Source organism: bacterium (genome assembly GCA_004299235.1).
GTDB lineage: Bacteria > Chloroflexota > Dormibacteria > Dormibacterales > Dormibacteraceae > SCQL01.
Window position 1 is genome coordinate 34780 of sequence record SCQL01000022.1, and the last position, 26185, is coordinate 60964.

Here is a 26185-nt window from a genome sequence, read left to right on the forward strand (position 1 = left end):
CTGAGCACGTCGGAGCTGATGGGCGGCTCACCCGGCCGGCCCCAAACCTCTGCCAGCAGCCGTTCCAGCTCGCGCAGGTCTCCGAGCTCGCTCAGCTCCAGGATCAGGACGGCCACCCCCAAACTATGCGATCCGCAGCCGCCGGCCCACCGCCAGCGAAAGTCCCTGCAGCGCCAGCGCGACGACCACCGCCGCGGTGAACGCGACCGCGATGCCGTGCCCGACGAGCAGCGCCGAGAGCATGAGAAAGAACGCGGCGAACGAGAACAGTCCCAGCAGGAGCCCACGCAGCGTGCCGACCGCTGGCGCCGCGCCATGGACGCGATGGGCAAACGCGGCCAGCACGGTGGCATAGAGAGGAAAGGGCGCGAGCAATCCCGCCAATCGCGGGCCGAGCAGCGGCGCCATGCCGGTCAGCACGATGACGAACGCGGTCGCCGCCGCCATGCGTGCGGGAAGATCCCAGCGCGGAAACGCAACCGGCGGCGAAGCCGTTACTTCGCGGCCCGGCATCAGGGCAAGGCACGCGACGAGCACCAGGACCATCGCCACAAAGGTGAGCGGCGCCGAGAGCACGACGAGATCGAGCAGGGCCGTGACCACCAGGAAGCCGGCGGTTGCGATCAGGAGCGACGGTCCCCAGCCGCGACGCTGCGCGACCCACGCATACGCCAGGCAGAACGCGGCCTGGGAGGCCGTTGCGGCCATGATCCCGACCGCGGCGGTGGCCGCGAAACGCGGCCCCGGGCCGAGAGCGAGGAAGAACGCGACCGGCGCCGACGTGAACGGGATGCCGACCAGCCAGCCACCGATCTCCGAGCCCCAACGCCGGCCGGCCAGGCTGGCCGCGCCCACGAGAACCGGCGTCAGGATGAGCTTCAGGGCGAGGGTTTCGGCGGCTCCCACCTAGGAGGGAGCCGCGCGGCGGGCCAGCGGACCGGTTGCCACGCCGGCCTCGCGCAGACCCTGGCGCACGCTGGCGGCGATTTGCGCGGCTCCCGGGGTGTCGCCGTGAACGCAGATCGTGTCGTATTGCCCCGATCGCGCCAGCCGCACCGCCTGCTGGGCGGCGAGGGCTGGATTGAGCACCGCGCCGGGCTGCGTCCGCGGCGCGAGGCGGCCATCGGGCAGCAGCAGGCGATCGGCGAACCCCTCACGGTAACCGGGGATGCCGGCCCGCTCGGCGGCGGCGAGGATCTCGAATCCCGGCTGGCCGAGAAGCCCGACCCCATGCGCTTTGGCAACCCGCGCCACAGCGTCGGCGACAGCCGGGTCGCTCTGGCAGCGGTGGTACAGGGCGCCGTGCGGCTTCACGTAGGCAATGGGAGCCACCGCCGCGAGGCCCGCGACCTGGAAGGCGACGAGCGCCTCGATCTCCGGTGGAGACAGCGATCGATCCACGCGCCCGTGACCGGCGCGGTCGTCATAACCGGGATGGGCGCCGACCTCGACCCCCAGCGCGCGGCACCGCCAAGCCGTGGCGATCGTGATCGAGACCGACCCCGCGTGCACGCCGCAGGCGATGCTGGCGCTGTCCACGCTGGCCAGGATCGCCTCATCCGCGCCGGCGCCCTCTCCCAGCTCGGAGTTGAGGTTCAATGCGAGGTCTGGCCCCGGAGCAGCTGCACGGCGTGGTCGAGCACCGGCATCACGGCCAGCAGCGACTCGGTCGCGCCCCTGACGCTGCCGGGGACGTTGATGATCAAGCTCCTTCCGCGCACGCCCGCCATGGCGCGGGATAGAGACGCCATCGGTGTGCTCGCGGCGCCGGCGCGCCGCATCGCCTCGCCGATGCCCGGCACCTCGTAATCGATGACGGCCGCTGTGGCCTGCGGCGTGACATCGCGAGCGGCGAGCCCGGTGCCGCCCGTCGTGACGACCAGGTCGGCGCCACGCGACGCGGCCGTGACGATCGCGGTCGTGATCCGCTCCCTCACATCAGGCACCACCTCCGGACCGCTCGCCTCGAAGCCGGCCTGGCTGAGCAGGCGCACGAGCTCGGGCCCGCTGACGTCGTCCCTGGTGCCCGCCGAGACGCCATCGCTGACGGTGATGACGTGAGCGTTCACGGTTGGCTCGAGGGCCCCCGGCGCGCGCCGGGACGCTTCCACGTCCCCGAGCGGCCGCCTGACTTCTCGAGCAGACGGACCACCTCCAGGTAGACGCCGCGCTCGACTCCCTTGGTCATGTCGATCAGCGTCAAACCGGCCACCGAAGCCGCGGTCAGCGCTTCCATCTCAACGCCTGTCTGCCCGACCACGCGAGCCCGAGCGAGCACCCGGATGGCGCCGGGCACGAACTCGAAATCGACCGCCACGCTCGTGAGCGGCAGCGGGTGACACAGCGGGATGAGCTCTGACGTGCGCTTGGCGGCCATGATTCCCGCCACCCGGGCGACCTGGAGGGCGTCTCCCTTGGCGGTCCCCTCGCGCACCGCACGCAGGGTGTCGGGAGCCATGCGCACCAGGCACTCCGCCAGCGCTTCGCGTGTGGTCGAAGCCTTGTCCGCGACATCGACCATGCGCGCCGCCCCCTTCTCGTCCAGGTGCGTCAGCCGGTTCGTCACGCGCTCAGGATATGCGGATGCCCGACACGGAAGGCGTGCTTTTCGACTACGGCCGGACTTTGGTCACGTTCGCGTATCCGACCGGCGAGCTGCTCGACGTCCTGCGCGACTTCCGCCCCCGCATCGAAGCCGCGCTGGGGGTGCCCGCCCCCGACGCGGAGGCGATCCTCCACGACGTCCTGCTGCCGCTCGAGGAGTACATCGCCAGCATGAGCGAGGACGAGGTCGACTACATGGACGTCTATCGGGCGACGTGGGAGCGCGCGGGCCTGAAGCTGCCCGACGGACTCCTCCACGACATCCTTGACGCGGAGCAGATGTGCTGGGACCGCGCCGTCCGGCTGGACGCCGACGCGCTGCCGGTGCTGTCGTGGCTCGGCGCCCATGGAGTCAAGCGCGCCATCTGCTCCAATGCGCCTTTCCCCCCCGAGATGATGCGGCGCCAGGTGGACGCGAACGGCATCGGTGAGCGGGTCGACGCGGCCGTCTTCTCGAGCGAGGTCGGCCGGCGCAAGCCGGCGCCCGACGTGTACCGCGCGGCGCTGGACGCCATCGGGGTCGCGGCGCCGCGGGCCCTCTTCGTCGGGGATCGGATACGCGAGGACTACGACGGCCCGCGCGCCCTGGGCATGCGCGCCGTGATCCTGACCGCGCATGCCCAGGAGCTTCCACCGGACGGCGTCCCGACCATCGCCTCGCTCAGCGAACTGCCCGGACTTCTGTGAGCGAGCCGAAGAAGCGGCCCGGGCCGCTCTGGTTGCTGTTCTACGGGCGGCGCCGGTCGGGCTTTCCCTGGCTGCTTGCGGGAGTGATCGCCGCCGTCGTCGTGCTCGGGCTCACCTTCGCCATCCCTGGAGGCGCGGAGATGTGGCGCTCCATCGCGCCGCCGCTGCTCGGGTTGCTCATCGCGCTCGCGATCGTCGCGGCCCTCGTCGCCGCGCTCCGGCCGCGCCGGCGGCGGTGAACGGCGCGCCTATCGAGCGCGCGCTTTGCGGCCGGCCCCGCTCGCCCGCGTGCGCGCCGCCGACGCCCGGGAGGCGATGAGCACGGCCGCGGCGCCGGCGCCCACCCCGTTGTCGATGTTGACGACCACCAGACCGGTCGAGCACGACTGGAGCATGGTGGTGAGCGCGCCCTCTCCGGCGCCGCCACGGCCGTAGCCGGTCGAAACCGGAAGGCCGATCACCGGCACGTCGATCAGCCCGGCCACGAGGCCTGGCAGCACGCCGTCCATGCCGGCCGCGACGACGATGACGTCGGCGCCCCATTCCAGGGTCGTGGCCAGCGGGCCGACGAAGCGGTGCAGACCGGCCACGCCGAGGTCGGCCGCCAGCCGGGCCTGGAGCCCGCACGCCTCGACGACCATCCTCGCCTCCTCGGCGGCGCCGACGTCCGATGTCCCGGCGGTGAGGATGCCGACCCTGCCCTCGATCGGCTCCGGCGCGAATCCAGGCCGCAGCGCGCGCGCCGAAGCCCCATACGCGGCCACCTCGATGCCCGCGGCCGCAGCCGATGCGCGCAGGGCGGATGCATGCTGCGCGGTCATGCGGCTGATCAGGCCCTGGCCCTGGCGCCCGGCCAGCGCCACCGTCAGGCGCGCTGCCTCCGAAGGCGTCTTCCCCGGGGCGAGCACCACCTCCGGGAGGCCGCGGCGCAGGAAGCGACCGAGGTCGAGCCTGGCCCGCCCGCCCAGCTCCTCCAGCTGCATGGTCCGCAGCTCGGCCAGGGCCTCGTCCTCGGTGAGCTCGCCCGCCAGCAGCCGGCGCAGGACGTCCCTCACAGGGCCGCGATCACCTCGCGCATGCGCTGCCAGTGGGTCCCGGCCCAGTAGACGCGCCCGCAACCAGGACACTCCGAGTAGCGCGACTGGGTGCGGCGGACGTGGGGCGGCACCCGCTCGGCCACCGTCGCCAGGACGCGTGGCTGCAGCTCGGAGTTGCACTCGATGCAGCGTGTGAGCGCCTCCTTGAGCTCGAGGCCCAGCTCTCCGAACACCTGGCGCAGCTGTTCGGTCACCTCGTCGTCACGGATCAGAATCGCCCGGACCGCGCCGGTCTGGATGACCCGCCGCTTAGTGAGGTCGCGGTCCCGGGTCAAGAGCACGCGGCCCTCGGCGGCGGCTTCGCGGACGAGCTCAGAGTCACCGATCCGGGCGTGATAGGAGGCGTCGTAGCCGAGGGCGCGCAGCCAGCGCGCGAGCCGCCCGACGTTGCAGTCGGCGAGAAACCGGGGCTTCACCGCTGCCGTCCTAGAATCGCTTCGATGGCCACCCTGGAACACATGATGACGCGGTTGAAAGGGGAGGCGAGCGGCTGCTACTCGTGGTCGAACGGGCCGGGAGACCGCTATGGAGCCCACAGTCACGGGTACGAGAAGGTCCTCTACTGCGTCGACGGGTCGATAACTTTCGTGCTCGAGGTCGAGGGCCGGCGGCTGGAGCTCAAGGCCGGGGATCGGCTGGTGCTGCCGGCCGCGACGGTGCATTCCGCGGTCGTCGGGCCGGCCGGTTGCACATGCATCGAAGGCCGCCGTTAGCCGCGATTGTCGCGGCGTAATATGGGCTCCGCGATGAGCATCATCGAGTTCATCCGCGACCGGGCACGCTTCTACAACTGCCCGGTGTGCGGGCGCAGTCTGAAGGGCTGCGATGTCGAGGTCCTCAGCCACGAGGAGGAGCGTTTCCACCTCCAGGTCACTTGCGCCCAATGCCAGGTGACGTTCATCGTCGTGCTCGCCATCGCGGGCGCCGCGGTCGAGGAGACCGAGGACACGACGCCCGAGCCGGCGTCCGAGCCCGCCGCGGCGGCCGAGCCGATCAGCATCGACGAGATCCTCGACCTTCACCTTTACCTCAAGAACTTCCAGGGCACTCTTCCCGAGCTCGTCCAGCAACCGGATCACAGCCGCGGCTGATCACCAGGAGCGCATTCGTGCGCGCGCCTGACCGGAGCCGGGTCTATCTCGACGACGCGGGTGCCGCGCCGGTCCTGCCGCAGGTCGTCGAAGCCCTCCGCGGCCTGCCCGAAGGCAATCCCTCGAGCCCCCACACCGAAGGGCGCACCGCCCGCGCCGCCCTCGATCGCGCCCGCGACCTCGCCGCCCACGCGCTTGGAGCCCGGCGCACGGAGATCACCTTCACCTCGTCAGGCACCGAGGCGGTCAACCTCGCGCTGTTCGGCGCGGCACGCCGTCTGAGCAGGCACGGGGTGGTCGTGACCTGGGCGGCCGAGCACCAATCCGTCCTGGGCGCGGTTCGGCGGCTGCAATCGGAGGGTCACGCGGTGGAGATCGCCGGCGTCGACAATGCGGCCCGCGCCGGCGCCGACGCCATCCCGCCCGGCGCGGCGCTGGTCTCCATCGGGCTCGCGAACAACGAGGTGGGCACGATTCAGCCGGTCGCCGAGGTGATCGAGCGCGCGCACGACGTCGGCGCCCTCGTGCACGTCGATGCCTGCGCCGGGCCGCGATGGATTCCGATCCCCGGCGGCGCCGACCTGGTCTCCCTCAGCGGCCACAAGCTGGGGGCGGGCCGCGGCGGGATCCTGTTCGTCAGGGATGGCGTGCGGATCGACCCGCAGCTCTTCGGCGGCCCGCAGGAATGGGGTCGTCGCGCGGGCCGTGAGGATGTCGCCGCCGCGACCGCCGTCGCCACCGCGCTGTCGGTCTGCGTGCGCCAGCGAGAGGCGCGTGGGCGCTCGGCGGCGCACCAGAGCGCATCGCTGAGATCGCTGCTGGAGGAGATGGGGGGGACCCTCACGGGCGCCGGACCGCGACTGCCCAACTTCGCGTCGTGCGCCTTCGACGACCGCCGCGGTGAGGACCTGCTGCTCGCTCTCGACCTCGCCGGAGTCGCGGCTTCGAGCGGCTCCGCATGCGCTTCCGGATCGCTGGATCCGTCACACGTCCTGCTGGCGATGGGGCTCGACCTGAGACGGGCCCTCGGCAGCCTCCGCCTGACGACCGGCTACGCCACGACCGACGAGGAGGTCTCGCGCGCGCATACGATCATCTCGCCCGCGCTGACCCGCACGCCTGTCCGTGCCTAGCGATCCCGCCGGGTCGGGCCGGCCCTTGACCGCGGAACAGGAGCTCGCTCAACGCGTGTCCCGCGGCGAGGAGGTCGTGCTCGCCACGGTCATCAGGGTGGATGGCGAACCGCCCTCCCAAGCCGGCGCCAAGCTGCTCCTGTCGCGAACCGCCATGCTCGCGGGCACGCTCGGCTGCAGCGAGTTCGACGGCGCCGCCCTCGCCGACTCAGAGCGGATAGCCGAGTCGGGAGCGCCTCAGCTTCGCACCTACCGCCACGACCTCGGCAGCATCGAGGTCTACCTCGAGCCGTACGCGCCCGCGCCGACCCTGCTGGTTTTCGCGGCGACTCCAGTCGCCCGGTCGCTGCTGCGGTGGGCGCCCGAGGTCGGGTTCCGGACCCTGCTGGTCGAAACGCGGCCGGAGCGGCTGAAGGACGCCGGCTGGCCGGCGGCGGTCGGAGCGCTGACCGATCTTCCCGCCGGCCTCGGGCCGGAGCTCTACATCGTGCACACCGACCACGACGCGGAAGACCTGGCGCAGGCGCTGGCAACCGTGCTGCCGAAGCAGCCCCGATTCATCGGCCTGGTCGGGAGCCGGCGGCACACCGGCCATCATCTCGAGGCGCTGCGGGCGAAGGGCGTGCCCGAAGAGGTCATCGCCCGCATCCAGAGCCCCGTCGGCCTCGACCTCGGCGGCATCACCCCAGGCGAGATCGCGCTCTCCATCCTGGCCGGCCTGGTCGCGATCAGAAGACATGGCCGTGGCGGCTGGAAACAGGGCGCCCCAGCCTGACTTCGCCCGCCGGCACGCCGCCGCCTGAGCCCGCCGAGTCTGGGTCGCCGGCCCCGTCGCGGCGCCCGACGATCGGTTAATTCGGACTGGGTTCGAGCGGTGCGAACGGCATAATCAGGCTCCGTGTCGATCGCGCCCGGAACCAAGCTCGGCCAGTACGAGGTCCAGGACTTCATCGGCCAGGGGGCCATGGGCCTGGTCTACCGCGCCTATCACCCGCAGCTGGAGCGCACCGGCGCGGTCAAGGTGCTGCAGTCGATCGCACCGGATCCGGACACGACCGCCCGCTTCCGCCACGAGGCGCAGGCGATCGCCCAGATGCGCCACCCCAACATCCTGAATGTCTACGACTTCGGCGAGTACCAGGGAATGCCGTACATGATCGTGGAGTACGTCCCCGGCGGCAGCCTCGCGAACCGCCTGAGCCAGGGGCTGCTGGATCAGCCCGCGGCGCTGCGATACCTGCGCGGGATCGCCTCCGGCCTCGATTACGCGCATGGGCTCGGCGTCGTCCACCGCGACGTCAAGCCCGCCAACGTCTTGCTGGAGACGGACGACACCCCGGTGCTCGCCGATTTCGGCCTCGCCAAGCTGATGCAGGGCTCCTCCCTGAAGTCGATCTCCGGCGTCACCACCGGCACGCCGGCCTACATGAGCCCGGAGCAGGTGACGGGCAGCCAGGTCGGTCCGCCCGCGGATCGCTACTCCCTGGCCACCATCGCCTACGAGATGCTGACGGGAGTCATTCCCTTCGATGGCGAAGGCGTGCTCGAGCTCCTGTACGCGCAGGTGCACCGCGAGCCGCCGCTTCCCAGCGCGCGCAACGCGCGTTTGGGCCCTCGCCTCGATGCGGTCGTGATGCGCGGGCTGGCGAAGGACCCCAATGCGCGGTGGGGGAGCTGCACGGCCTTCGTCGACGCCCTCGCCGCCGCGCTCGCGCAGGCCGCCCCGGCAGCCGTCGAGCAGACGGTGGCGATGGCGCCGGCGGTGGCCTCCACCATGCCGCTCGCCGCCCTGGCGGCCGCTGCCGAGGTTCCACCCGCGCCCCGAGCCGCCCCCAGTCCGAGCGCCACGGTGGCGGTGGCGTACCCGGCGCCGGCGACCGCGGCGGCGAAGCCGAAATCGCGCAGGGGATGGTTCGCCCTCGCCGCCGCGGCGGTCATCGTGCTGCTGCTGCTCCTCGCCATCGGCGTCAACGCGGCGGCGCACCCCCAACCGACGCTCTCCCTGTCGGCGACGACGGTTCGCGCCGGCGGCACGGTGACGGTGAGCGCCGCCCATGTGCCGGCCGGCCAATCAGGTGAGATCCAGCTGCTGAGCACGATCCACCTCTTTCCCTTCGTGGCCGGCTCCAGCGGCAACGTCAGCGTCCCGATCACGGTGCCGCGCGACATCGGCATCGGCGATCACACGGTGCGGATCTGCTGGGCCTCCCAGTGCCACGCGTCGGCGACCCTGCACGTGATCGAACCCCTGGCCCTCCGGACTCCGACCGCCGGCGCGACCCCGACGGCGACCCCGAGCCCGGGCGCCGGCCCAAGCCCCAGCCCAGGGGTGAGCGCGCCTCCGACCGCCACCACCGGCGCCAGCCCCAAGCCGGCTTCCAGCCCGAAAGCCAGTCCGACCCCGCCGCCGCCGCCCGCGCCGTCGATCACACTTTCAGCCTCAAGCGTCAAGGTCGGCGGTTCAATCACCGTCTACGGCTTCCACTTTGGACCGGGCCAGACCGCGACCATCAGCTTGATTCAGGCGACATCAACGACCGTCGGGACAGCTCCGGTCAAATCAGACGGCTCGTTCACCGCACCCGTGACGATATTGGCGGCGGTGCCCGGACCGGCGACGATTCGTGCCTGCACCAGCAGCGGATGCGCAAGCCAGGCGGTTACGGTCACGCTGACCTAGGGCGCTTTAGAAGACCTCGGCCGCGACCAGGTCGTCCAGGGTTTCGCGCCGCCGCATGACGCGCGCCTCGCCGTCCTTCAGCATCAGCACCTCGGGCCGCGGCATGCCGTTGTAATTGCTCGCCATCGCCAGGCAGTAGGCGCCGGCGGCGGGGAGGCAGATGACGTCCCCCGGCTTGAGCTCCGGCATCTCGACGTCGGTGATGAGGATGTCCGTCGACTCGCAGTACTTGCCGGCGATCGTCACCCTGCCGTCCGGTGAGCGATCCGGGTCGGATGCGAGGTAGGCCTCGTAGCGCGCGCCGTAGAGCTTGGGCCGGATGTTGTCGCCCATGCCGCCGTCGACGGCGACGTAGCGGCGGACGCCGGGGATGTCCTTGATCGAGCCGACCGTGTACAGCGCCAGGCCGGCCGGGCCGGCGATCGAGCGGCCGGGCTCGACCACCAGCTGCGGCACCTTCAGACCGCGGCGGGCGCAGCCGGCGTCGAGCGCGTGCCGGATGGTTTCGACGAAATGGCGAGGGGTCGGCGGATCGTCGTTGCGCGTGTAGGCGATGCCGAGCCCGCCGCCGGCGCCGAGCTTGCGCGGCTCGAAGCGCAGGTCGTCGCGAAGCTGAACCAGGAGGTCGAGCATGATCCGCATCGCGTCCTCGTAGGCGCCGAGGGCGAAGATCTGCGAGCCGATGTGGGAGTGAAGTCCGACCAGCTCCAGGCGCGGATGCCGCAGCGCCTTCTCCACCGCCTGCCGCGCCGCGCCCGACTCGATCGAAAACCCAAACTTCGAATCGAGCTGCCCCGTCGCGATGTGATCGTGGGTGTCGGGCTTGACGCCGGGCGAGAGGCGCAGCATGACGGGCGTCCGCCTGCCCTCGGGCACGATCTCGCGCAGCAGCTCGAACTCGTGCTCGCCGTCGATGACGATCGTGGCGCCGGCAAGGAGCGCCGCGTCCAGGTCCTCGCGACTCTTGTTGTTGCCCAGGAAGTGGATGCGATCGCCGGGGAAACCGGATTTCAGCGCCAGGTGCAGCTCGCCCGCCGAGACGACGTCCAGCCCCAGACCCTCCTCGGCCACGATGCGCAGGAATTGGGGCGAGGCGAAGGCCTTGGCGGAATACAGAACCTGGCCGCCGAAGCCCATCGCCGCGACATACTCGGCGGCTCGTTGGCGCACGGTCGCTTCGTCGTAGACGTATAGCGGCGTGCCGTGCTTGCGGGCCAGCTCGACGAGGTCGCAGCCGCCCACCTCCATCCGGCCGGCGGCATTGACCCGGTATGTCACCGGGAAGAGCAAGTTAGGTCGTCAGTTCGGGCCGGAGCCGCACGAGCCGCACGAGCCTCCGCAGCAGCCGCCGCCGCCACCCTCCCCGCTCCCGAAATCGAGGGCCGAGGACGGGTCGCCGGCGCCGGCGAAGGCAAAGCTCGAAACCAGCACCCTGGTCTTCGTCGACTCGCAGGCCGGGCACACTTGAGCAGTGTCCCGCTCCGCGAACCTGGTCAGGACGTCGAAGGTTTCAGAGCAGCTCTCGCACCGATACTCGTAGATGGGCATCTCATGAACGATTCTAAGCTGGTTGAGCTCGCGCGCATGATCTCGGAGTGGCCCGGGCTCGTCGCCCGGCCGGACATGGATCTGGTGGCGGATTCGCTCGCGCTGCTCGAGCACCTCGACACCGCGCGCACCCTGGTGGACGTGGGCTCCGGCGCCGGGCTGCCCGGCCTGCCGCTCAAGATCGAGCAGCCGGAGTTGAGCGTGACCTTGATCGAAGCCGATCAGGACAAGGCGGCGTTCCTGGTGCACGCGTGCGCCGCGCTGGGGTTGAAGGGAGTGGAGGTCGTGGCCAGGCGGGCCGAGGAGGTGGGGCACGACCCGAAGTTCCGCGAGGCGTTCGACGTCGCGGTGGCGCGCGCGCTGGCGCCGATGCCCGTGCTGGCCGAGCTGTGCCTGCCCCTGGTTCGGGTCGGCGGCCGGCTGCTGGCCATGAAGACCAGGGGCGAGGACCTGGCGCCCGCGCGACATGCTATCCAGACGATGGGCGGAGAGCTGCTCGCCGTCCTGCCGGCGCCTTCCGCCGCCCGAGAGTCCGGAACCGTCGTCGTCGTCGACAAGCTCCGCCCGACGCCGCCCGCCTACCCTCGCCGCCCGGGCGTGCCCGCCCGCAAGCCGCTGTAAGGACGCCAACGGCGCGGGCCCCGACGACCCGCGCCGCGTTTCGTGGAGGACGAGGACTTCTAACTGAGGACGGGCTGGCCCCCGGCCTTGATGAGCTTCAGGTTCGCCAGCGCCAGGTCCTGGACTGCTTTCGGCAGCGGCGCGTACTGCAGGTCCGTACCCTCCGCCTGCCCGTCGGTGACGAGCCACTTGAAGAGGTATGCGACCGCCTTGCCCTTGCCCGCGTCGCTGTACGACGTGTGCAGGATGACCCAGCTGAACCCGGCGATCGGGTAGGTCGTGTCACCCGGCTCGTTGGTGATGGAGAAGTTGGTCGGGCTCACGGTGTCGTTCTGCCCCGCCGCGGCGGTCGCTCCGTCCACGCTGGCCTGGACGAACTTGCCGTTGGCGTTCTTCAGTGACGCCTGGTGCATGCCGGTCTGGACCACGTATGCCAGCTCGACGTAACCGATGGCCCCATCGGTCTGCGAAACCGCCTGGGCCACGCCCTGGTTGCCGCTGCCGCCGATACCGGCCGGCCACTTGACCGACTTCGCGTTGCCCACCTGGGACTTCCATTCGTCGGAGACCTTGCTCAGGTAGTCGGTGTAGATGAACGTGGTGCCGCTGCCGTCGGAACGGTGGACGACGGTGATCGCCCTGGCCGGCAGGGTCACGCCCGGGTTGAGCGCGGCGAGCGCTGGGTCGTTCCACCTGGTGATGTGCCCGAGATAGATGTTCGCGAGGGTCGGACCGTCGAGCCGCAGCTTGGCGACGCCGTTCAGGTTGTAAGCGATCGCGATCACGCCCAGAGTGGTCGGGACCTGGACCAACGTGTCCGGGCCGCCGGCCGACGTGATGTCGGCGGACCCCATCGGCACGTCACTCGCGCCGAAGTCGACGGTCTGCTTGATGAATTGCTGGATGCCGGCGCCCGATCCCACCGGCTGGTAGTTGACGGTGACCTGCGGGTACTTCGCCGAGTAATCGAAAAATGCCTTCTGATAAAACGGCGCGGGGAACGTCGCCCCGGCACCGGTGAGCGCGCCACTGCCGACGTCGGCCGTCGACGATCCGCCCGTGCCGGATCCACCACACGCGGTCCCCACCATGGCGGCTGCCGCACCCGCCAGCAGCAACCGCATGATCGGTTTGACTCGAAACATGAATTCCCTCCTGATGAATCGGACCACCTACGCACATCCAGGGTATGGACGGCCGTTTAAGTGGGGGTTAACCGTGCCTTAAGCCCCTGTGCCGCCGCCGCCGGTCGCGGCCGGCGCATTGCAAGCATGCGCATCCAGGACCCACTCGAACAGAGGCGCTCATATACTCCGGGCCGTGATGTTGGATCGGCGGCGGGAGATGGGGCCGGCGGAGCCGCAACTGCCCCCGCGGGATCTCTTCGCGGAGCTCCTCGAGCAAGCTCCCGTGATGACTCTGATGCTCGATGCCGACAGGCGGGTCGTCGGCGCCAACGAGGCGGCGCGGAGGTTCTTCGTGATCGAGCCTTCGAGGTTGCCGGTGAGCCTGGTCGAGGTGACGCTGGAGTCCCGGCTGTTGGAGATCGTGGACGCCGGCGAGCCGCATGCGGAAGCGCAGCTCGTCCACCACCGCCGCACCGTGCTGACCAAGCTGGTGCCCGGGCGGCGCGAGGGGGAGACGGTGATGTTCCTGATGGACGTCACCGAGCTCCGTCGCCTGGCGACCGTCCGGCAGGAGTTCGTCGCCAACCTGGTGCACGAGCTGAAGACCCCGATCACCTCGCTTCGCCTGACCGCCGAAAGCCTCCTGGGCGATCCGGCGCCGAAGGACCGTCGGCGCTTTGCCGAGCGGCTGGTCAGGGAGGCCGACCTGATGAGCAAGATCATCGACAACCTGCGCTATCTGGGAGAGATCGAAGCCGGCGCCATGACCCTCGACGTTTCGCGCTTCGACCTCGCCGAGCTGGTGGGGGAGAGCGTCACGAGGCTCGGCATCGACCGGCCGGTCGAGACCTCGATCCAAGCGGGGCTCACCGTCGCCACCGACCGGCCCAAGCTCGTGCAGGCCCTGGACAACCTGCTCGACAACGCCGCCAAGTTCTCGCCTCCTGGCACCGCGATCGACGTGCATGCCGAATCGGCCGGCGGCGAGGTGGTCCTGAGCGTCCGGGACCGCGGCCCCGGCATCTCTCCCGAGCACTGGAGCCGCGTCTTCGAGCGCTTCTACAAGGTCGACCGCGCCCGGCCGCGAGAGGCCGGCGGGTTCGGTCTGGGGCTGGCGATCACCAAGCACCTGGTCCAGGTCCTGGGCGGCCGGATCTGGACGGAGGCCGCCCGGGAGGGCGGGCAGGTCTTCTACATCGCGCTGCCACATCAAGTCTTAACGAACGGATAAACCTGCGTTAACCCGGGGCCGCATATCCTGAACCCGGGGGATGGCAGACCTCAGACCGGTGATACAGCCGCTGGCGCACGCAGGGAGGCCAGGTCTACGCGCTGTGTATGGAGCCGCTCCGACCAAGATCAAGGTCGACAACCTCTCCTTTTATTACGGCAGGAACCAGGCGCTCAAAGACGTCAGCTTCGAGATCCCCGAAAAGCGCATCACGGCGATCATCGGGCCCTCCGGGTGCGGCAAGAGCACGCTGCTCCGAGTCTTCAATCGAATGTACGACCTGGTGCCTTCGGCTCGCGCGCTGGGCCGGGTGGTGCTGGACGGTGTGGATGTGGTCAGCACCCGCCGGCTGCTGGAGCTGCGCCAGAAGGTCGGCATGGTCTTCCAGCGGCCGAGCCCGTTTCCGATGTCGATCAAGGACAACGTGGCGTTTGCGCCCCGGTTGCTGGGCTGGAGCTCATCGCGCATCAACGACGTGGTGCGCCAGAGCCTCGAGAGCGCGGCGCTCTGGGACGAGGTCAGCGACCGCCTGGACGCCCCGGCCACATCGCTTTCAGGCGGGCAGCAGCAGAGATTGGCGATCGCGCGCTGCCTGGCGGTCAGCCCCGAGGTGATCCTGATGGACGAGCCGTGCTCCGCGCTCGACCCGGTCGCGACCCTCAAGATCGAGGACCTGATGGGCCAGCTGATGCAGGACTACACGATCGTCATCGTCACCCATAACATGCAGCAGGCAGCGCGAGTCTCCGATTTCACCGCCTTCATGCTCATGAACCCCGAGGGTCGATACGGCGAGCTGATCGAATTCGCGCCCACCGCGGATCTCTTCAACCGGCCCCAGGATCAGCGCACAGAGGCCTACATCACCGGGCGCTTCGGCTGAAATGCCGCGCCTGACATTCGAAAGAGAGCTCGCGAGCCTTCGCGAGTCGGTCGTGCGCATGGGCACGCTGGTCGAGTCGCAGATCGAGGCCGCGCTCGACGCCCTGCGCCGGCGCGACGGCACCGCGGCCGAGAAGGTGCGCACGCAGGACCAGTACCTCAACGAGCTCTTCCGGCAAATCCGCGAGCAGGTGTTCATGGTCATCTCCACGCAACAGCCGGTGGCCCGCGACCTGCGGCATCTCATGGGCATCCAGTACATCGCCACCGAGCTCGAGCGGATGGGCGACTACGCGGTGCGCATCGCGCGGATGACCGGCACCCTGGTCGCTTTGCCCGAGAAGGCGCTCCGCGCCGAATTCGGCCTCATGGGCGAGCTGGCGATCGGCCAGGTGCACGACATCCTCGAGGCGCTGATCGACCAGAACGAGGTCCACGCTCGCGAGGTGGCCAGCCGGGACAACGAGGTCGACCGCCTCTGGCATCGCGTGTTCGAGGACCTGGTGACGGAGATGGGCGCCGGCAAGAACGACCCCGACGGGGCCCTGCGCTCGGTGACCCTGCTCCTCGTGGCCCACAACCTGGAGCGCATCTCCGATCGCGTCACCAACGTCGCCGAGGACATCGTGTTCCTCGAGTCGGGCCAGGTGGTGGAGCTGGGATGACCCGTCCCGCCGGCAATGGCGGCGCCGGCCGCGTCCTCGTGGTCGAGGACGACGAGGGAATCAGGGAGATGCTGAAGTACAACCTGGCCACCGCGGGCTTCTCCGTGCAGGAGGCCAGCGACGGGGCGGCGGGCCTGCGCACCGCGCGCACCGCCAGGCCCGACCTGATCCTGCTCGATCTGATGCTCCCCGGCATGAGCGGGTTTGACTTCTGCCGCGCGCTTCGAAAGAGCAGCCGCGTGCCGATCATCATGATCACGGCGAAGGACGCCGAGGTCGACAAGATCGTCGGGCTGGAGCTCGGCGCGGACGACTACATCACCAAGCCCTTCTCGATCCGCGAAGTCCTCGCTCGCGTCAATGCGGTCCTGCGCCGGGCCTCACCCGAGGCCAACGAGCCCAAGTCGATGCCGGAGCGCGACGTGATCGGCGACTTCAGCATCGACCGCGCCGCCCGGCGGGTGGTGTTGAACGGAGAGGACGTCAAGCTCACGGCGCGCGAGTTCGACCTCATCTCCTACCTGCTCGCGTTCCCCGGTCGCGTGCACACTCGCGACGTTCTGCTCGAAAACGTGTGGGGTCACGAATTCTCCGGTGACCGCAAGACGGTGGACGTGCACATCCGCTGGCTGCGCGAGAAGTTCGCCGGCGTGGCGCCGTTCGAGATCGTCACCGTACGGGGCATCGGCTACCGGCTCGACCGTAAGGGCGAGTCCGGCAGCGGATCCGCCTGAGGTAACCGTGGCCACCGCCCTCGACACCGGCGTGAGCGCGGCTCCGACCCTCCGCCGCGCGCCCGACCGGTTCCGCACGTTCACGGCGGTGGTGGCGTGGGCCGCCCCGGCCGCCCTCGTCCTGATCGTCCTCATCCTGCTCCAGCAGGCCGCGCCCGCGGTGCGCCGGTTCGGCTTCGGCTTCCTCACCGGCAGCGATTGGAACCCCGTCACCGACAGCTTCGGCGCCCTGCCCGCGATCTTCGGCACGGTCGCCACCAGCGGGCTCGCGCTCGCGCTCTCATTGCCGGTCGGCGTGGCCGTCGCGGTGCTGCTGGCGGAGCAGGGCCACGCGAAGGTGCGAGGCGTGATCGGCACCGGCATCGAGCTGCTGGCCGCGATACCCAGCGTGGTCTACGGCATCTGGGCCCTGTACGTGCTGGCCCCGTTCACGCTCGAGCACATCGAGACACCACTGGTCGACCGCCTCGGCTTCATCGGTTTTCTCTCCGGCCCGCCGCGTCAAACGAGCCTGCTCACCGCTTCGCTGGTGCTCGCGGTCATGATCCTGCCGACTCTGACCGCCATCTCGCGTGACGTCATCCGCGCGGTGCCGCGCGGCCTCAGGGAGAACTCCGTGGCACTCGGCGCGACGTGGTGGGAGACCACCTGGCGCGTCATCCTGCCGGCCGCCCGCGCCGGGATCTTCGGCGCGACCATCCTCGGCCTGGGCCGCGCGCTGGGCGAGACCATCGCGGTGACCATGGTCATCGGTAACCGCTACGAGATTCCGCATTCCATCTTCTATCCGGCCTACACGCTCGCCAGCGTCATCGCCAACGAATTCACCGAGGCGACCGGAACCCTCTACCCGGCGGCCCTCGTCGAGCTGGGCCTGGTGCTCATCCTGGTCACGCTCGCGGTCAACGTCGTCGCCCTGCTGCTCGTCCGCTCCACGCAAGCACGGATGGCCGCGTGAGCCGCAACGTCAGGCGGCGCTTCACCAGCACCGCGTCGTTGAGCATCATCTACGCCCTGACCGGCCTTGCGCTCGTGCCGCTGGGACTGGTGCTGTGGTTCACGGTCACCAAGGGCCTGCCGGCGGTGGTCCATCCCGAATTCTTCTACAACTCTTATCGGCCTGTCGGCGTCCCCGGCGCCGGCGTCGCCCACGCCATCGCCGGCACGGCGATCATGGTCGGCCTGGCATCGCTCATGGCGATTCCGGTCGGAGTGCTCGGCGGCGTATACCTGGCCGAGTACGACCGGGCCGGCTGGGCGAGCTGGGTCAGGCTGGCGAGCGATGTGCTCGTCGGGACGCCATCGATCGCGGTGGGACTCTTCGCCTACGCCCTGGTCGTCGCGCCCCTGCACCACTTCTCGGGCATCGCGGGCTCGGTCGCCCTGGCCATCCTCATGCTCCCGATCGTGATCCGCACCACCGAAGGCGCCGTGTCGCTGATACCGGGCGGCCTGCGCGAGTCCGGCCTCGCGCTGGGGCTCCCACGCTGGCGCGTATCGCTGCAGCTGATCCTGCCCGCGGCGTCACCCGGCGTGATCACGGGCGCCCTGCTGGCCGTCGCGCGCGCGTCAGGCGAAACCGCGCCGCTGCTGTTCACCGGGTTCGGCAACCTGATCTTCAGGCTCGATCCAACGCAACCCCTGGCGGCCCTGCCGCTGTTCGTCTACCACAACGCGTTGACGCCGTACAAGTCACTTCAAGAACAGGCCTGGGGCGCCGCGCTCGTGCTCGTGGTCATGGTGCTCGGCATCAACCTCGTGAGCCGCTGGGTCCTGCGCCGTCAGATCCGCCTGGCGGGGCAGCTCTAGCCGCTCGCGAAGCGAGGCAAATTTCCCGTGGTGAGATGGCGCTGCGCACGGCTAAACTTCGAGGACAGCGCCGATCACCAAGTCATGACGTAGGGGACCCCGCCGCCCAAACGTTGCAGCTTACGAAGGAGCAGTGGTGGCAACAAAGATCCTGGACGTGACCGACGTGAGCGTGATCAGGGCCGCGGGCGGCGCCGTCTGCCGGACGGCTCCATCCGGGGAGACCGAGATCGCGGTCATCCATCGCCCCGCATACGACGACTGGACTCTGCCCAAGGGCAAGATCGAGCCGGATGAAAGCCCCGAGGAGTGCGCGCTCCGCGAGGTCAAAGAGGAGACCGGCCTGCGCTGCGAGCTGCTGCGCCCGCTCGGCTGCACCGCCTATGTCGATCGCCGCGGCCGTGACAAGGTGGCTTGCTACTGGGTGATGCAGGCTCGAGGCGGGCGGTTCCGCCCGGGCATCGAAGTCGACAAGCTGTTGTGGCTCGGCATCGACGGCGCGATCAAGCGCCTGACGTACGAGCGGGACAGGACCCTGCTCCTGCAACAGGACCTGTAACCGCCGCTCCGGGCGAGCCGTGGCGCGGAAGTCCGCAACCGGCCCTCGACAAAATCCACCACTCGCTAAGCTGGATCCATGCAGACCATCACCGCCGCGGACCGGTTGGTGATCGCCGGCGTGGAGCTGCGATCCCGACTCTTCCTCGGCACTGGGAAGTACCCGACGGACGACTCCATGCTCGCCGCCCTGGAGGCGTCGGGTTGCGAGCTGGTCACCGTGGCGCTGCGCCGTCTCGACCTCGACGACCCGAAGAAGAGGACCATCCTCGACGTGATCGACTGGCAGCGGTACCGAATCCTGCCCAACACCGCGGGGTGCCGCACGGCAGACGAGGCGATCCGCATCGCGCGGCTGGCGCGGTCGATGGGGCTCTCGGATTGGGTGAAGCTCGAGGTCATTCCCGACCCGCGATACCTGTTCCCCGACCCGGAAGAAACCTTGAAGGCGGCGCGGGTGCTCGCCGGCGAGGGCTTCAAGGTCCTCCCGTACATCAACGCCGACCCTGTGCTCGCCAAAAAGCTGGAGGAGCTTGGCACGGTGACGGTGATGCCGCTGGGCTCGCCGATCGGGTCCGGACAGGGGCTGCAGACCCAGGAGCAGATCCGCATCATCATCGAGGAGGCCCGGGTCCCCGTCGTCGTCGACGCCGGCATCGGAGCCCCCTCTGACGCCGCACTGGCGATGGAGCTCGGCGCGGACGCCGTCCTGGTCAACTCCGCGGTCGCCCTGGCGAAGGACCCGGCGCTGATGGCCGAAGCGATCAAAGAAGGGGTCGAGGCCGGGCGCAAGGCCTATACCGCCGGCCGCATCCCCAGACGCGGCCAGGCCAGCGCCAGCTCGCCGGCCGAGGGCATCTCGCGACCGTCCTGAGCCGGCCAGTGGCGATGGCGGTCGTCGAGACCGCGAGCGCGGGCCTTCAGGCGGCGTCGCGGGCCACCATCCTCCAGCTTCGAGCCCCACACCTGGACGCGCGCGCTCTCGAGCGGGAGGCGAGCGAGCTGGTGGCATCGTCGCCGGTGCCGGTGCTGGTGAGCTCGCGGTGCGACATCGCGTTGGCGACCGGCGCCGCCGGCGTCAACCTGCCGGAGCGCGATATCACCGTCGCGGACGCGCGAGCCATCCTCGGCAAGCGGATGATCGGGCGCTCCGTGCACTCGATCGCGGGCGCCACCGCGGCCGAGCTCGACGGAGCCGACTTCGTGATCTTCGGCCCGGTCTGGGCCAGCGCCAGCCACCTCGAAGCCGCCGCCGCGGGCGTGGCCGCGCTGGCCGAGGTCGCCGGAGCGGTTCGCATCCCGGTCCTGGCGATCGGGGGCGTCACCGAAGAGCGCATCGCCAGTTGCCACCAAGCCGGCGCCGCCGGCTATGCCGCGATCAGGCTGTTCCGATGATCACCCTGCAGATCAACGGCAAGCGAGTCGAGCTCGCCCAGCCGACTCCGCTTTTGGCCTACCTCGACCAGCTCGGCGTCAATCCACGAGCGGTGGCGATCGAACACAACGGGGTGATCATCGATCAAGTCGCCTACGCGACGATCACCTTCAACCAGGACGACCACGTGGAGATCGTGCGCATGGTCGGAGGCGGGCGCGGCTAAGGAATCGCCGTCCGCTCCCTGATCGCCGCCTCGGCCTCGGCCCGCTCGTCCCACGGCTCTGAACCCGCCGCCGTACGCATCGACCGCTCGTGGCCCTTGCCCGCGAGCAGCACGCAATCCCCGGGCCTCGCGATCTCGATCGCACGGCGGATGGCCGCGCGCCGGTCGATGACGATCTCGTAATCGCGGCCGGCAGCTCGGCCCTCGGCGCCTGACTGCACGTCACGGGCGATCTCGACCGGGTCCTGGCCGAGCGGGTCGTCGGAGGTGATGAGGAAGAAGTCGGAGAACTCGGCGGCCGCGCGGCCCATGCCGGGCCGGTCGTGGTCGGAGCGGGCGGTGGCCCCGAAGACCACGATCAAGCGGCCTGGGGTGAACGGCCGCAGCTCCGCCAGCGCGCTGGCCAGCGCCCCGGCGGAATGAGCGAAGTCGATGAAGACGCGAAAGTCCTGGCCCAGATCGACCGGCTCGAGCCGGCCCCGGACGCCTTCGAAGCCGGCCAGGCCCCGGCCGATCTCCTCCAGCGGCACGCCCAGCGCCAGGCACACACCCGCCGCGCACAGCGCGTTGTAGATGTTGAAGCGCGCCGGCACGAGCAGCGTGACATCGGTCTCGCCCATTGGAGTCTTCATGCGGAAGCGCGACCCCGAACCGCTGACGCTCAGATCCAGCGGATGCAGGTCCGCCGCGGTGGTAAGACCGTACGACCAGCGGCGCGCGATCGGCCGCTGCGACAGGCGCTCGTAGCTGGCGTCGTCGTGGTTCAGGACGGCCGTCTTCTCGATGCCCTTGTCGGCGGCGCTCGCGGTCAGGTCGATGAGGCGCGCCTTGGCCTCGAGGTAGTTCTCCCAGGTCGGGTGATAGTCGAGATGGTCCCGACCGACATTGGTGAAGGCGGCGACGTCGAAGTCGCACGCACCCACTCGCTCCTGGACCAGCGCATGCGAGGTGGTTTCGATGACTGCACAGGCGACGCCCGCCTCGACCATGCGCTGGAGCCACGCCTGCACCTGAGGCGATTCCGTCGTGGTCTGGCCGCTGTTGTTGTCCATCTTGCGTCCGCTGACCGTGAACGACACCGTGCTCATCGCTCCGGCCAGGATGCCGCTCGCCTGCAGCACGTGCTCGGCCATATGCGTCGTCGTCGTCTTGCCGTCGGTGCCCGTGACGCCGGCCAGCTTGAGCCGGCGGGAAGGGCGGCCGTAGAACTCCGCCGCCGCCTCGGCCAGCCCGATTCGCGTCGACTGCATTTGCAGCACCGGCATTCCGGCCGGCAGCCTGACGGGACGCTCCAGCGCCACCGCCGCCGCGCCGTTGGCGACCGCGTCGGCCGCAAACACGTGGCCGTCCGCCTGCAGACCCTCGACGGCGACAAAGAGTTCGCCGGGTCTGACGAGCCGTGAGTCGTAGGCGATGCCGGTGATCTCCACCTCGCCGTCGCCGTCGAGGCTGGCTCCCGGCACCCCGCGGGCCAAGTCAACAAGCTTCATCCCACATCGCAGCATAAATGCCCTCTCCCCTTGGGGAGAGGTCCGGTGAGGGGCCGCTCGAACCAGCAAGCACCAGCTCGCCCCTGTGAGCGGGCCCGAACCAGCAAGCACCAGCTCGCCCCTGTTGGCGGCCGCCCGAACCAGCAAGCACCAGCTCGCCCCTGTGAGCGGGCCCGAACCAGCAAGCACCGGCTCGCCCCTGTGAGCGGGCCCGAACCGGCAAGCACCAGCTCGCCCCTGTTGGCGGCCGCCCGAACCGGCAAGCACCAGCTCGCCCCTGTTGGCGGCCGCCCGAACCGGCAAGCACCAGCTCGCGCCGGTGAGGGGGAACCCCAACCCTACAATCGGCGCGTGAGAGCCGACATCGGCGGCCACACCTTTTTGTGGGGTAGCCGCACCTACGTGATGGGCATCATCAACGTCACGCCCGACTCGTTCAGCGGCGACGGCCTGGGCGCGGACGAGGACCAAGCTGTGAGCCAAGGCCTGCAGATGCTGCGCGACGGCGCCGACCTCCTGGACGTCGGCGGTGAGTCGACGCGTCCGGGCCATGTGCCGATCAGCGCCGCGGAAGAGGTGTCGCGGACGGCAGCGGTGGTCAGGCGCCTGGCGCGTGAGACCGATGTACCGGTCTCGATCGACACCTACAAGCTGGAGGTGGCAGAGACGGCGGTGGCGGCGGGAGCCACCATCGTCAACGACATCTGGGGCTTGACCCGCTCGCCGGGGCTGGCGGAGCTCGCGGCCCGGAAGGGCTGTGCGCTGCTCCTGATGCACAACCAGGATGGGACCGAGTACGCCGGGGACCTGATGGACGAGGTCAAGCGCTTCCTGCGGGAGGCGGTCGAGCGCGCGACCCAGGCGGGGGTTCCGCGCGAGCGGATCCTCATCGACCCGGGAATCGGCTTCGGCAAGACCGCCGAGCAGAACTGGGAGGTGATGCGACGGCTCGGCGAGCTGAAGGCGCTGGAGCTCCCCATCCTCATCGGCACCTCACGGAAATCGTTCATCGGCAAGCTCCTCGACCTACCGGTCGGCGATCGCATCGAAGGCACGGCGGCGACGGTGACCGCCGCTGTGCTGCGCGGCGCCGACGTCGTCCGCGTGCACGACGTGCGTGAGATGACGCGGGTGGTCCGAGTCGCCGACCAGATGCGCTGACCGCGATTCACGTAGTTGGCAATCGCCTACCTCGGTCTTGGCTCAAACCTCGGTCGAAGAGCGCGCCACCTCAGTGCGGCCCGGCGCCGGCTGCGGCAGAAGGGGGCGCGCATCTTGCGTCAAAGCCGCGTCATCGAGACCGCGCCGTGGGGCGTCACCGACCAGCCGAGGTTCCTCAACCAGGTGCTCGAGGTGGAGTGGGCGGGAACAGCGCGTCAACTGCTGAAGGCCGCCAAGGAGGTGGAGCGCGAGGGCGGACGCGCCCCAACCCGGCACTGGGGCCCGCGCTGCATCGACGTCGACATCCTTCTTTTCGGGGGCGAGCGCATCTCCGAGCCCGGCCTCGAAGTGCCTCACCCACGCCTGATGGAGCGACCCTTCGTCCTGGAGTCGCTCCGCGAGCTCGGCCTGGGTTCGATCGCGACCTAGTAACCGAACCGCATCGCGATCATAAAGCTGATGATCAGGAGGAAGCCGCCGAGCTCGGCCAGCGTCAGCCCCTTCACGCGGTTCACGGCGGCGACGAACTCGGCGCCCTGTGGGGTGCGCTGCAGCTTCTCGACCGCGGGGGTGATGACGCGCAGGCCGAAGGACATCAGACCGACGGCCAGCAGCAGAGAGGCGATCCAGCTGGCGCCGTAGGCGCTGCCCAGGTTGCCCAGCACCCCGCCAGCGATGCCTCTGAGGATGCCGAGCAGGATCACCGCGCCGGCGACCGGGGTGATGAGCTTGGGCGCCCGCCGGCCGAGCGCGCCGCCAAAGGCATGCTGCACCTCCGCGGGGAGGCTCTGCAGCGTGGGCACGATCAGGAAGTCGATGGTGAGGACGCTTCCGAACCAGAAGATGGCGAAGAAAACATGGAGCCACTGCAGCACGGCCAGAGTCCAAAACAGCATGTTTCCCACCTCCACGCCGGCTGATAAACGGGTGGAGTCTAAACCCGTGGATGGCGCCGCGGCGACCCGCGGGCGAGGGCGCCGCGCCGCGGCTGCCGCTACCCGGGGCGGGCGTTCGTGAAGCGGTAGCCGATCCCCGGCACGGCCAGGATGTAATAAGGACGTGCCGGCACGCTCTCGATCTTCCGGCGCAGGTTCCGGATGTGGACGTCGATCACGCGGGTCTCGATCGGGTACTCGTATCCCCAGATCGAATTCAGGATCTTCTCCCGGCTCAGGACCTTGCCGGCGTTGCTCGCGAGGAAAGTCAGCAGGTCGAACTCGGTATGAGTCAGCTGCACCTCCTCGCCGGACTTGTACGTGCGTCGCTCGTTGACGTCGATGGCGAGATCGCGGAACTCGAGCCGGCCGCGAGTCGATTCCCCCGATTCCAAGCGCGTGCGCCGCAGGTGCGCGGTCATGCGCGCCACCAGCTCGCGCAGGCGCAGAGGTTTGGTGACGTAATCGTCGGCGCCGATCTCGAGGGCGACGACGACGTCGATCTCATCGGCCCGCGAACTCATCATGATCACCGGAATCGCGGCGTCCAGCTTGCGCAGCTCGCGGCAGACGTCAAAGCCGGCCCCTTCAGGCAGGGTCATCTCGAGCAGGACGAGGCCCGGGCGAGCCTGCTCGAACCGGCGCAGGGCCTCGGCCCCGCCGTCAGCTTCCAACACCTGGTACCCGTCCTGTTCGCAGGCCGCCCGGATCTGCCGGCGCGTGGCCACATCGGGATCGACGACCAGGACTTTGCGCGATGACTCGGAAGCCACAGCTAACCCGCCCGAATCTTAACCGATTTGAAGGATTGTTAGGAGATGTTTCGTCTTAACACTCGGAGCCGCATACGGGCCCTTTTTTCCAGCGTCATCACCCGCGCTCCGGCGCTCGAGAGGACCAACTCCCAGGCGCCGGCGAAGGCGACCTCCTCGCCGCCGAACTCGGCTTTGAAGAAGCCCAGTCCGCGCCATGGATGGTCTTCCCCGGCGTCTGGAGGCGGGACGCCCCAGAGGTCGAAGTCCCGGCAGCCGCTCTCGGCGGCGGCACTGATCGCGGCCCACCAGGCCAGGTCGTTGGCCATAAGCTCCGGGTGGGCTCCGCTGCGCCCGGCGAACAGGCTGTAGGCGCGGCCTGAATGCCGGGCCACCAGCACGGTCGCCAGGGCCTGGCGAGTCTGGGGTTCGTACCCGACATACGTGCGGCACCACGGGAGCAGGTCCAGTAGGAGCTGGTAGTAGCTCCGGCCCGGCAGGCTGATCGACTCCCGGCGCTCGACCGCCGCCGACTGGCGCCACAGCTCGGCGGCGTCCTTGCCTTCCTCGACGACCACTCCTCGCCGCAGCCCGGCGCGGATGTTGTACCGGCGGCCGTGCCTGAAGGTCGGGAGCAGCTCCGCGGGCGGGCGAAGAGCGAGGATTCGGGTGTGCTGCGGCTGCGTCGGCGCGGTTCGCGCGAAACCCCGCTCGGTGAGGCTCGCGCCAAGACCGTCGGGAACTTCCGGCTCGACCGTGAGCCTGGCCATCTTCGCCCGGCGCGCCCAAACGACGAGGGCGTCGATGGCCTCGGCGCTCGCGGGAACCGGGCCGCGTGGAACGTACGCTTCGCGCACCGGTCCGACAGCGCGCAGCTGCACGCTCGCCATCGCTCCGCCTGCAAGACGGACCCTCTCGATCGTCCATCCGGCCCGCGCCTGGACCTCGCCCCACGCCCAGGACTGCAGCAGCGGAGAAGGCGAGGGCGAGGCGCGTTGCTCGAGCTCGGCGTCCCAGCGCTCTGACTCGGTGGTCACTCGGTTGCGCCCCGCGAGCGCCGGCTCATCCGGGTCCGGGTTCTGAGACGAGAGCCGGTTCCAGATGGCTCGTGTCGTTGACGCCGCCGATGATCAGGTGTCCGTTGCGCCTCTCGAGCAGCGTGATGGACGCGTTCTGGATCTTGAACGGAAAGAGCCCGCGGCTGGGCCTGCCGACCACGCGGTGGAGCGCCACCTGGATCACGCCTCCGTGGGTCACGACCAGGACGTCGCCGTGCTGGTGCCGTTCGAGGATCGCGTCCAGCGCCGCGGCCACCCGGGCCTCGAAAAAGGCCGCGCCCTCGGCGCCCGGCACGAGGTCCCAGTCCGGCTCCCGCGTCCAGCTCGCCCAGGCATCGGGATACCGTTCGGCGATCTCCTCGCTCCGCAGTCCCTCCCAACCGCCGAGCTGGATCTCACGCAGGCCGGCCATCGGTTCAGGATCCACGCCAGTCGTCGCCGCGATGACCTCCGCGGTCTCGAAAGCGCGCCTCAGGTCGCTGGAGTAACAGCCGGCCAGGCGTCGCCCGAGCAGTCTTCGACCCAGCCGTGCAGCCTGGCCTCGGCCCTCATCGGAGAGACGCGGATCTTGCTGACCCTGAATTCTGTGCTCACGGTTCCACGTCGACTGGCCGTGCCGGACGAGCAGCAGGCGCGCGGGCGAAGCGTTGACGGTTGGAGGCGGAGGTGCGCCGGTCTCGGGCAGCTCCGGGAGCGCGGATTCGATCTCGATATCTATACT

General features: G+C 69.8%; 33 protein-coding genes. 19 read left to right on the plus strand and 14 right to left on the minus strand.

Annotation, left to right across the window (positions count from 1 at the left end; genetic code table 11):
• Nucleotides 1-123 precede the first annotated feature (123 nt).
• The 4 genes from EPN29_06010 to moaC are packed head-to-tail and all read right to left on the minus strand — an operon-like array spanning nt 124 to nt 2566.
• Nucleotides 124-906, minus strand: coding sequence for a hypothetical protein (locus tag EPN29_06010; GenBank protein ID TAN33311.1), 783 nt, complete (start codon nt 904-906; stop codon nt 124-126).
• A complete protein-coding gene (locus EPN29_06015) occupies nt 907-1599 on the minus strand; it encodes a LamB/YcsF family protein (protein ID TAN33312.1) in 693 nt (230 codons plus the stop codon). It lies immediately after the preceding gene.
• On the minus strand, nt 1596-2111 hold the full coding sequence (locus EPN29_06020) for a MogA/MoaB family molybdenum cofactor biosynthesis protein (GenBank protein TAN33313.1): 516 nt from the start codon (nt 2109-2111) through the stop codon (nt 1596-1598). The genes EPN29_06015 and EPN29_06020 overlap by 4 nt, the downstream gene beginning before the upstream one ends.
• A complete protein-coding gene (gene moaC / locus EPN29_06025) occupies nt 2066-2566 on the minus strand; it encodes a cyclic pyranopterin monophosphate synthase MoaC (protein TAN33314.1) in 501 nt (166 codons plus the stop codon). The genes EPN29_06020 and moaC overlap by 46 nt, the downstream gene beginning before the upstream one ends.
• Before the next feature lie 11 nt (nt 2567-2577).
• Here moaC and EPN29_06030 point away from each other — a divergent pair, with 11 nt between their 5' ends.
• Both EPN29_06030 and EPN29_06035 read left to right on the plus strand, forming a co-directional pair.
• Entirely contained in the window at nt 2578-3291 is a 714-nt protein-coding gene (locus EPN29_06030) for an HAD family hydrolase (GenBank protein ID TAN33315.1), read from the plus strand.
• The gene (locus tag EPN29_06035) at nt 3288-3530 is read left to right on the plus strand and encodes a hypothetical protein (GenBank protein TAN33316.1); all 243 of its coding nucleotides are present in this window, start codon (nt 3288-3290) and stop codon (nt 3528-3530) included. The genes EPN29_06030 and EPN29_06035 overlap by 4 nt, the downstream gene beginning before the upstream one ends.
• Nucleotides 3531-3539: 9 nt before the next feature.
• Here EPN29_06035 and larB read toward each other — a convergent pair whose 3' ends face one another.
• A complete protein-coding gene (gene larB / locus EPN29_06040) occupies nt 3540-4274 on the minus strand; it encodes a nickel pincer cofactor biosynthesis protein LarB (GenBank protein ID TAN33377.1) in 735 nt (244 codons plus the stop codon).
• Between the two features lie 68 nt (nt 4275-4342).
• Nucleotides 4343-4930, minus strand: coding sequence for a hypothetical protein (locus EPN29_06045; protein ID TAN33317.1), 588 nt, complete (start codon nt 4928-4930; stop codon nt 4343-4345).
• Here EPN29_06045 and EPN29_06050 point away from each other — a divergent pair.
• The 4 genes from EPN29_06050 to EPN29_06065 all read left to right on the plus strand — a co-directional run bounded on the left by EPN29_06050 (nt 4829) and on the right by EPN29_06065 (nt 9292).
• Nucleotides 4829-5101, plus strand: a complete 273-nt coding sequence (locus EPN29_06050; protein ID TAN33318.1) for a cupin domain-containing protein — start codon at nt 4829-4831, stop codon at nt 5099-5101. The genes EPN29_06045 and EPN29_06050 overlap by 102 nt on opposite strands.
• A gap of 170 nt (nt 5102-5271) precedes the next feature.
• The gene (locus EPN29_06055; GenBank protein ID TAN33319.1) at nt 5272-6612 is read left to right on the plus strand and encodes an aminotransferase class V-fold PLP-dependent enzyme; all 1341 of its coding nucleotides are present in this window, start codon (nt 5272-5274) and stop codon (nt 6610-6612) included.
• Nucleotides 6605-7387, plus strand: coding sequence for a xanthine dehydrogenase (locus EPN29_06060; GenBank protein TAN33320.1), 783 nt, complete (start codon nt 6605-6607; stop codon nt 7385-7387). Before EPN29_06055 ends, EPN29_06060 begins: the two co-directional genes overlap by 8 nt.
• Before the next feature lie 123 nt (nt 7388-7510).
• The gene (locus tag EPN29_06065; protein ID TAN33321.1) at nt 7511-9292 is read left to right on the plus strand and encodes a serine/threonine protein kinase; all 1782 of its coding nucleotides are present in this window, start codon (nt 7511-7513) and stop codon (nt 9290-9292) included.
• Nucleotides 9293-9298: 6 nt separating this feature from the next.
• On the opposite strand, the gene lysA is transcribed toward EPN29_06065, so the two are convergent.
• Nucleotides 9299-10540: a diaminopimelate decarboxylase gene (gene lysA, locus EPN29_06070; protein ID TAN33378.1), complete on the minus strand. Its 1242-nt coding sequence runs from the start codon at nt 10538-10540 to the stop codon at nt 9299-9301.
• A 51-nt stretch (nt 10541-10591) separates the two neighbouring features.
• Nucleotides 10592-10840: a zinc ribbon domain-containing protein gene (locus tag EPN29_06075; protein ID TAN33322.1), complete on the minus strand. Its 249-nt coding sequence runs from the start codon at nt 10838-10840 to the stop codon at nt 10592-10594.
• Nucleotides 10841-10843: 3 nt separating this feature from the next.
• Here EPN29_06075 and rsmG point away from each other — a divergent pair, with 3 nt between their 5' ends.
• Nucleotides 10844-11461: a 16S rRNA (guanine(527)-N(7))-methyltransferase RsmG gene (rsmG, locus tag EPN29_06080; GenBank protein ID TAN33323.1), complete on the plus strand. Its 618-nt coding sequence runs from the start codon at nt 10844-10846 to the stop codon at nt 11459-11461.
• A gap of 59 nt (nt 11462-11520) precedes the next feature.
• Here the strand turns inward: rsmG and pstS are convergent, their stop codons facing one another.
• Nucleotides 11521-12606, minus strand: a complete 1086-nt coding sequence (gene pstS / locus EPN29_06085) for a phosphate ABC transporter substrate-binding protein PstS (protein ID TAN33324.1) — start codon at nt 12604-12606, stop codon at nt 11521-11523.
• A gap of 178 nt (nt 12607-12784) precedes the next feature.
• Here pstS and EPN29_06090 point away from each other — a divergent pair, with 178 nt between their 5' ends.
• The 10 genes from EPN29_06090 to thiS all read left to right on the plus strand — a co-directional run bounded on the left by EPN29_06090 (nt 12785) and on the right by thiS (nt 20068).
• On the plus strand, nt 12785-13819 hold the full coding sequence (locus tag EPN29_06090) for a hypothetical protein (protein TAN33325.1): 1035 nt from the start codon (nt 12785-12787) through the stop codon (nt 13817-13819).
• A gap of 40 nt (nt 13820-13859) precedes the next feature.
• Nucleotides 13860-14702 carry a phosphate ABC transporter ATP-binding protein gene (pstB, locus tag EPN29_06095; GenBank protein TAN33326.1) on the plus strand — a complete coding sequence of 281 codons (843 nt, stop codon included), beginning with the start codon at nt 13860-13862 and terminating at the stop codon, nt 14700-14702.
• A 1-nt stretch (nt 14703) separates the two neighbouring features.
• The gene (phoU, locus tag EPN29_06100) at nt 14704-15366 is read left to right on the plus strand and encodes a phosphate signaling complex protein PhoU (GenBank protein TAN33327.1); all 663 of its coding nucleotides are present in this window, start codon (nt 14704-14706) and stop codon (nt 15364-15366) included.
• Nucleotides 15363-16100, plus strand: a complete 738-nt coding sequence (locus EPN29_06105; protein ID TAN33328.1) for a response regulator transcription factor — start codon at nt 15363-15365, stop codon at nt 16098-16100. The genes phoU and EPN29_06105 overlap by 4 nt, the downstream gene beginning before the upstream one ends.
• A 31-nt stretch (nt 16101-16131) precedes the next feature.
• Nucleotides 16132-17058, plus strand: a complete 927-nt coding sequence (gene pstC / locus EPN29_06110; GenBank protein TAN33379.1) for a phosphate ABC transporter permease subunit PstC — start codon at nt 16132-16134, stop codon at nt 17056-17058.
• Entirely contained in the window at nt 17055-17909 is an 855-nt protein-coding gene (pstA, locus tag EPN29_06115) for a phosphate ABC transporter permease PstA (protein TAN33329.1), read from the plus strand. Before pstC ends, pstA begins: the two co-directional genes overlap by 4 nt.
• 175 nt (nt 17910-18084) lie before the next feature.
• Nucleotides 18085-18468, plus strand: a complete 384-nt coding sequence (locus EPN29_06120; protein TAN33380.1) for an NUDIX hydrolase — start codon at nt 18085-18087, stop codon at nt 18466-18468.
• A gap of 78 nt (nt 18469-18546) precedes the next feature.
• Entirely contained in the window at nt 18547-19341 is a 795-nt protein-coding gene (locus EPN29_06125; protein TAN33330.1) for a thiazole synthase, read from the plus strand.
• A gap of 14 nt (nt 19342-19355) precedes the next feature.
• A complete protein-coding gene (locus tag EPN29_06130; GenBank protein TAN33331.1) occupies nt 19356-19862 on the plus strand; it encodes a thiamine phosphate synthase in 507 nt (168 codons plus the stop codon).
• Nucleotides 19859-20068 (plus strand): sulfur carrier protein ThiS, encoded by a 210-nt coding sequence (thiS, locus tag EPN29_06135; GenBank protein ID TAN33332.1) that lies wholly within the window; start codon nt 19859-19861, stop codon nt 20066-20068. The genes EPN29_06130 and thiS overlap by 4 nt, the downstream gene beginning before the upstream one ends.
• Here thiS and EPN29_06140 read toward each other — a convergent pair.
• Nucleotides 20065-21573 carry a UDP-N-acetylmuramoyl-L-alanyl-D-glutamate--2,6-diaminopimelate ligase gene (locus tag EPN29_06140; protein ID TAN33333.1) on the minus strand — a complete coding sequence of 503 codons (1509 nt, stop codon included), beginning with the start codon at nt 21571-21573 and terminating at the stop codon, nt 20065-20067. The two genes, thiS and EPN29_06140, sit on opposite strands and share 4 nt — an antisense overlap.
• A 390-nt stretch (nt 21574-21963) precedes the next feature.
• Between EPN29_06140 and folP the strand changes: the two genes are divergently transcribed.
• Nucleotides 21964-22719 carry a dihydropteroate synthase gene (gene folP, locus EPN29_06145; GenBank protein ID TAN33381.1) on the plus strand — a complete coding sequence of 252 codons (756 nt, stop codon included), beginning with the start codon at nt 21964-21966 and terminating at the stop codon, nt 22717-22719.
• A gap of 15 nt (nt 22720-22734) precedes the next feature.
• A complete protein-coding gene (folK, locus tag EPN29_06150) occupies nt 22735-23148 on the plus strand; it encodes a 2-amino-4-hydroxy-6-hydroxymethyldihydropteridine diphosphokinase (protein TAN33334.1) in 414 nt (137 codons plus the stop codon).
• Here folK and EPN29_06155 read toward each other — a convergent pair.
• The 4 genes from EPN29_06155 to EPN29_06170 form a co-directional block, all read right to left on the minus strand.
• Nucleotides 23145-23615: a hypothetical protein gene (locus EPN29_06155; GenBank protein ID TAN33335.1), complete on the minus strand. Its 471-nt coding sequence runs from the start codon at nt 23613-23615 to the stop codon at nt 23145-23147. The two genes, folK and EPN29_06155, sit on opposite strands and share 4 nt — an antisense overlap.
• A gap of 98 nt (nt 23616-23713) precedes the next feature.
• Nucleotides 23714-24427, minus strand: coding sequence for a response regulator transcription factor (locus EPN29_06160; protein TAN33336.1), 714 nt, complete (start codon nt 24425-24427; stop codon nt 23714-23716).
• A 38-nt stretch (nt 24428-24465) separates the two neighbouring features.
• A complete protein-coding gene (locus EPN29_06165; protein TAN33337.1) occupies nt 24466-25443 on the minus strand; it encodes a peptidoglycan bridge formation glycyltransferase FemA/FemB family protein in 978 nt (325 codons plus the stop codon).
• Nucleotides 25444-25468: 25 nt separating this feature from the next.
• Nucleotides 25469-26182: a histidine phosphatase family protein gene (locus EPN29_06170; protein ID TAN33338.1), complete on the minus strand. Its 714-nt coding sequence runs from the start codon at nt 26180-26182 to the stop codon at nt 25469-25471.
• Nucleotides 26183-26185 lie beyond the last annotated feature (3 nt).

Bases quoted from the DNA above. Each gene is read 5' to 3' on its own strand.
- folP (TAN33381.1), top strand. From the start codon at position 21,964: ATGGGCATCATCAACGTCACGCCCGACTCGTTCAGCGGCGACGGCCTG.
- rsmG (TAN33323.1), top strand. From the start codon at position 10,844: ATGAACGATTCTAAGCTGGTTGAGCTCGCGCGCATGATCTCGGAGTGG.
- EPN29_06130 (TAN33331.1), top strand. From the start codon at position 19,356: ATGGCGGTCGTCGAGACCGCGAGCGCGGGCCTTCAGGCGGCGTCGCGG.
- pstS (TAN33324.1), bottom strand. From the start codon at position 12,606: ATGTTTCGAGTCAAACCGATCATGCGGTTGCTGCTGGCGGGTGCGGCA.
- thiS (TAN33332.1), top strand. From the start codon at position 19,859: ATGATCACCCTGCAGATCAACGGCAAGCGAGTCGAGCTCGCCCAGCCG.
- EPN29_06030 (TAN33315.1), top strand. From the start codon at position 2,578: ATGCGGATGCCCGACACGGAAGGCGTGCTTTTCGACTACGGCCGGACT.
- EPN29_06050 (TAN33318.1), top strand. From the start codon at position 4,829: ATGGCCACCCTGGAACACATGATGACGCGGTTGAAAGGGGAGGCGAGC.
- EPN29_06090 (TAN33325.1), top strand. From the start codon at position 12,785: ATGTTGGATCGGCGGCGGGAGATGGGGCCGGCGGAGCCGCAACTGCCC.
- EPN29_06155 (TAN33335.1), bottom strand. From the start codon at position 23,615: ATGCTGTTTTGGACTCTGGCCGTGCTGCAGTGGCTCCATGTTTTCTTC.
- EPN29_06140 (TAN33333.1), bottom strand. From the start codon at position 21,573: ATGCTGCGATGTGGGATGAAGCTTGTTGACTTGGCCCGCGGGGTGCCG.
- EPN29_06055 (TAN33319.1), top strand. From the start codon at position 5,272: ATGCCAGGTGACGTTCATCGTCGTGCTCGCCATCGCGGGCGCCGCGGT.
- lysA (TAN33378.1), bottom strand. From the start codon at position 10,540: ATGGAGGTGGGCGGCTGCGACCTCGTCGAGCTGGCCCGCAAGCACGGC.
- EPN29_06125 (TAN33330.1), top strand. From the start codon at position 18,547: ATGCAGACCATCACCGCCGCGGACCGGTTGGTGATCGCCGGCGTGGAG.
- EPN29_06105 (TAN33328.1), top strand. From the start codon at position 15,363: ATGACCCGTCCCGCCGGCAATGGCGGCGCCGGCCGCGTCCTCGTGGTC.
- phoU (TAN33327.1), top strand. From the start codon at position 14,704: ATGCCGCGCCTGACATTCGAAAGAGAGCTCGCGAGCCTTCGCGAGTCG.
- larB (TAN33377.1), bottom strand. From the start codon at position 4,274: ATGCAGCTGGAGGAGCTGGGCGGGCGGGCCAGGCTCGACCTCGGTCGC.
- EPN29_06075 (TAN33322.1), bottom strand. From the start codon at position 10,840: ATGCCCATCTACGAGTATCGGTGCGAGAGCTGCTCTGAAACCTTCGAC.
- pstB (TAN33326.1), top strand. From the start codon at position 13,860: ATGGCAGACCTCAGACCGGTGATACAGCCGCTGGCGCACGCAGGGAGG.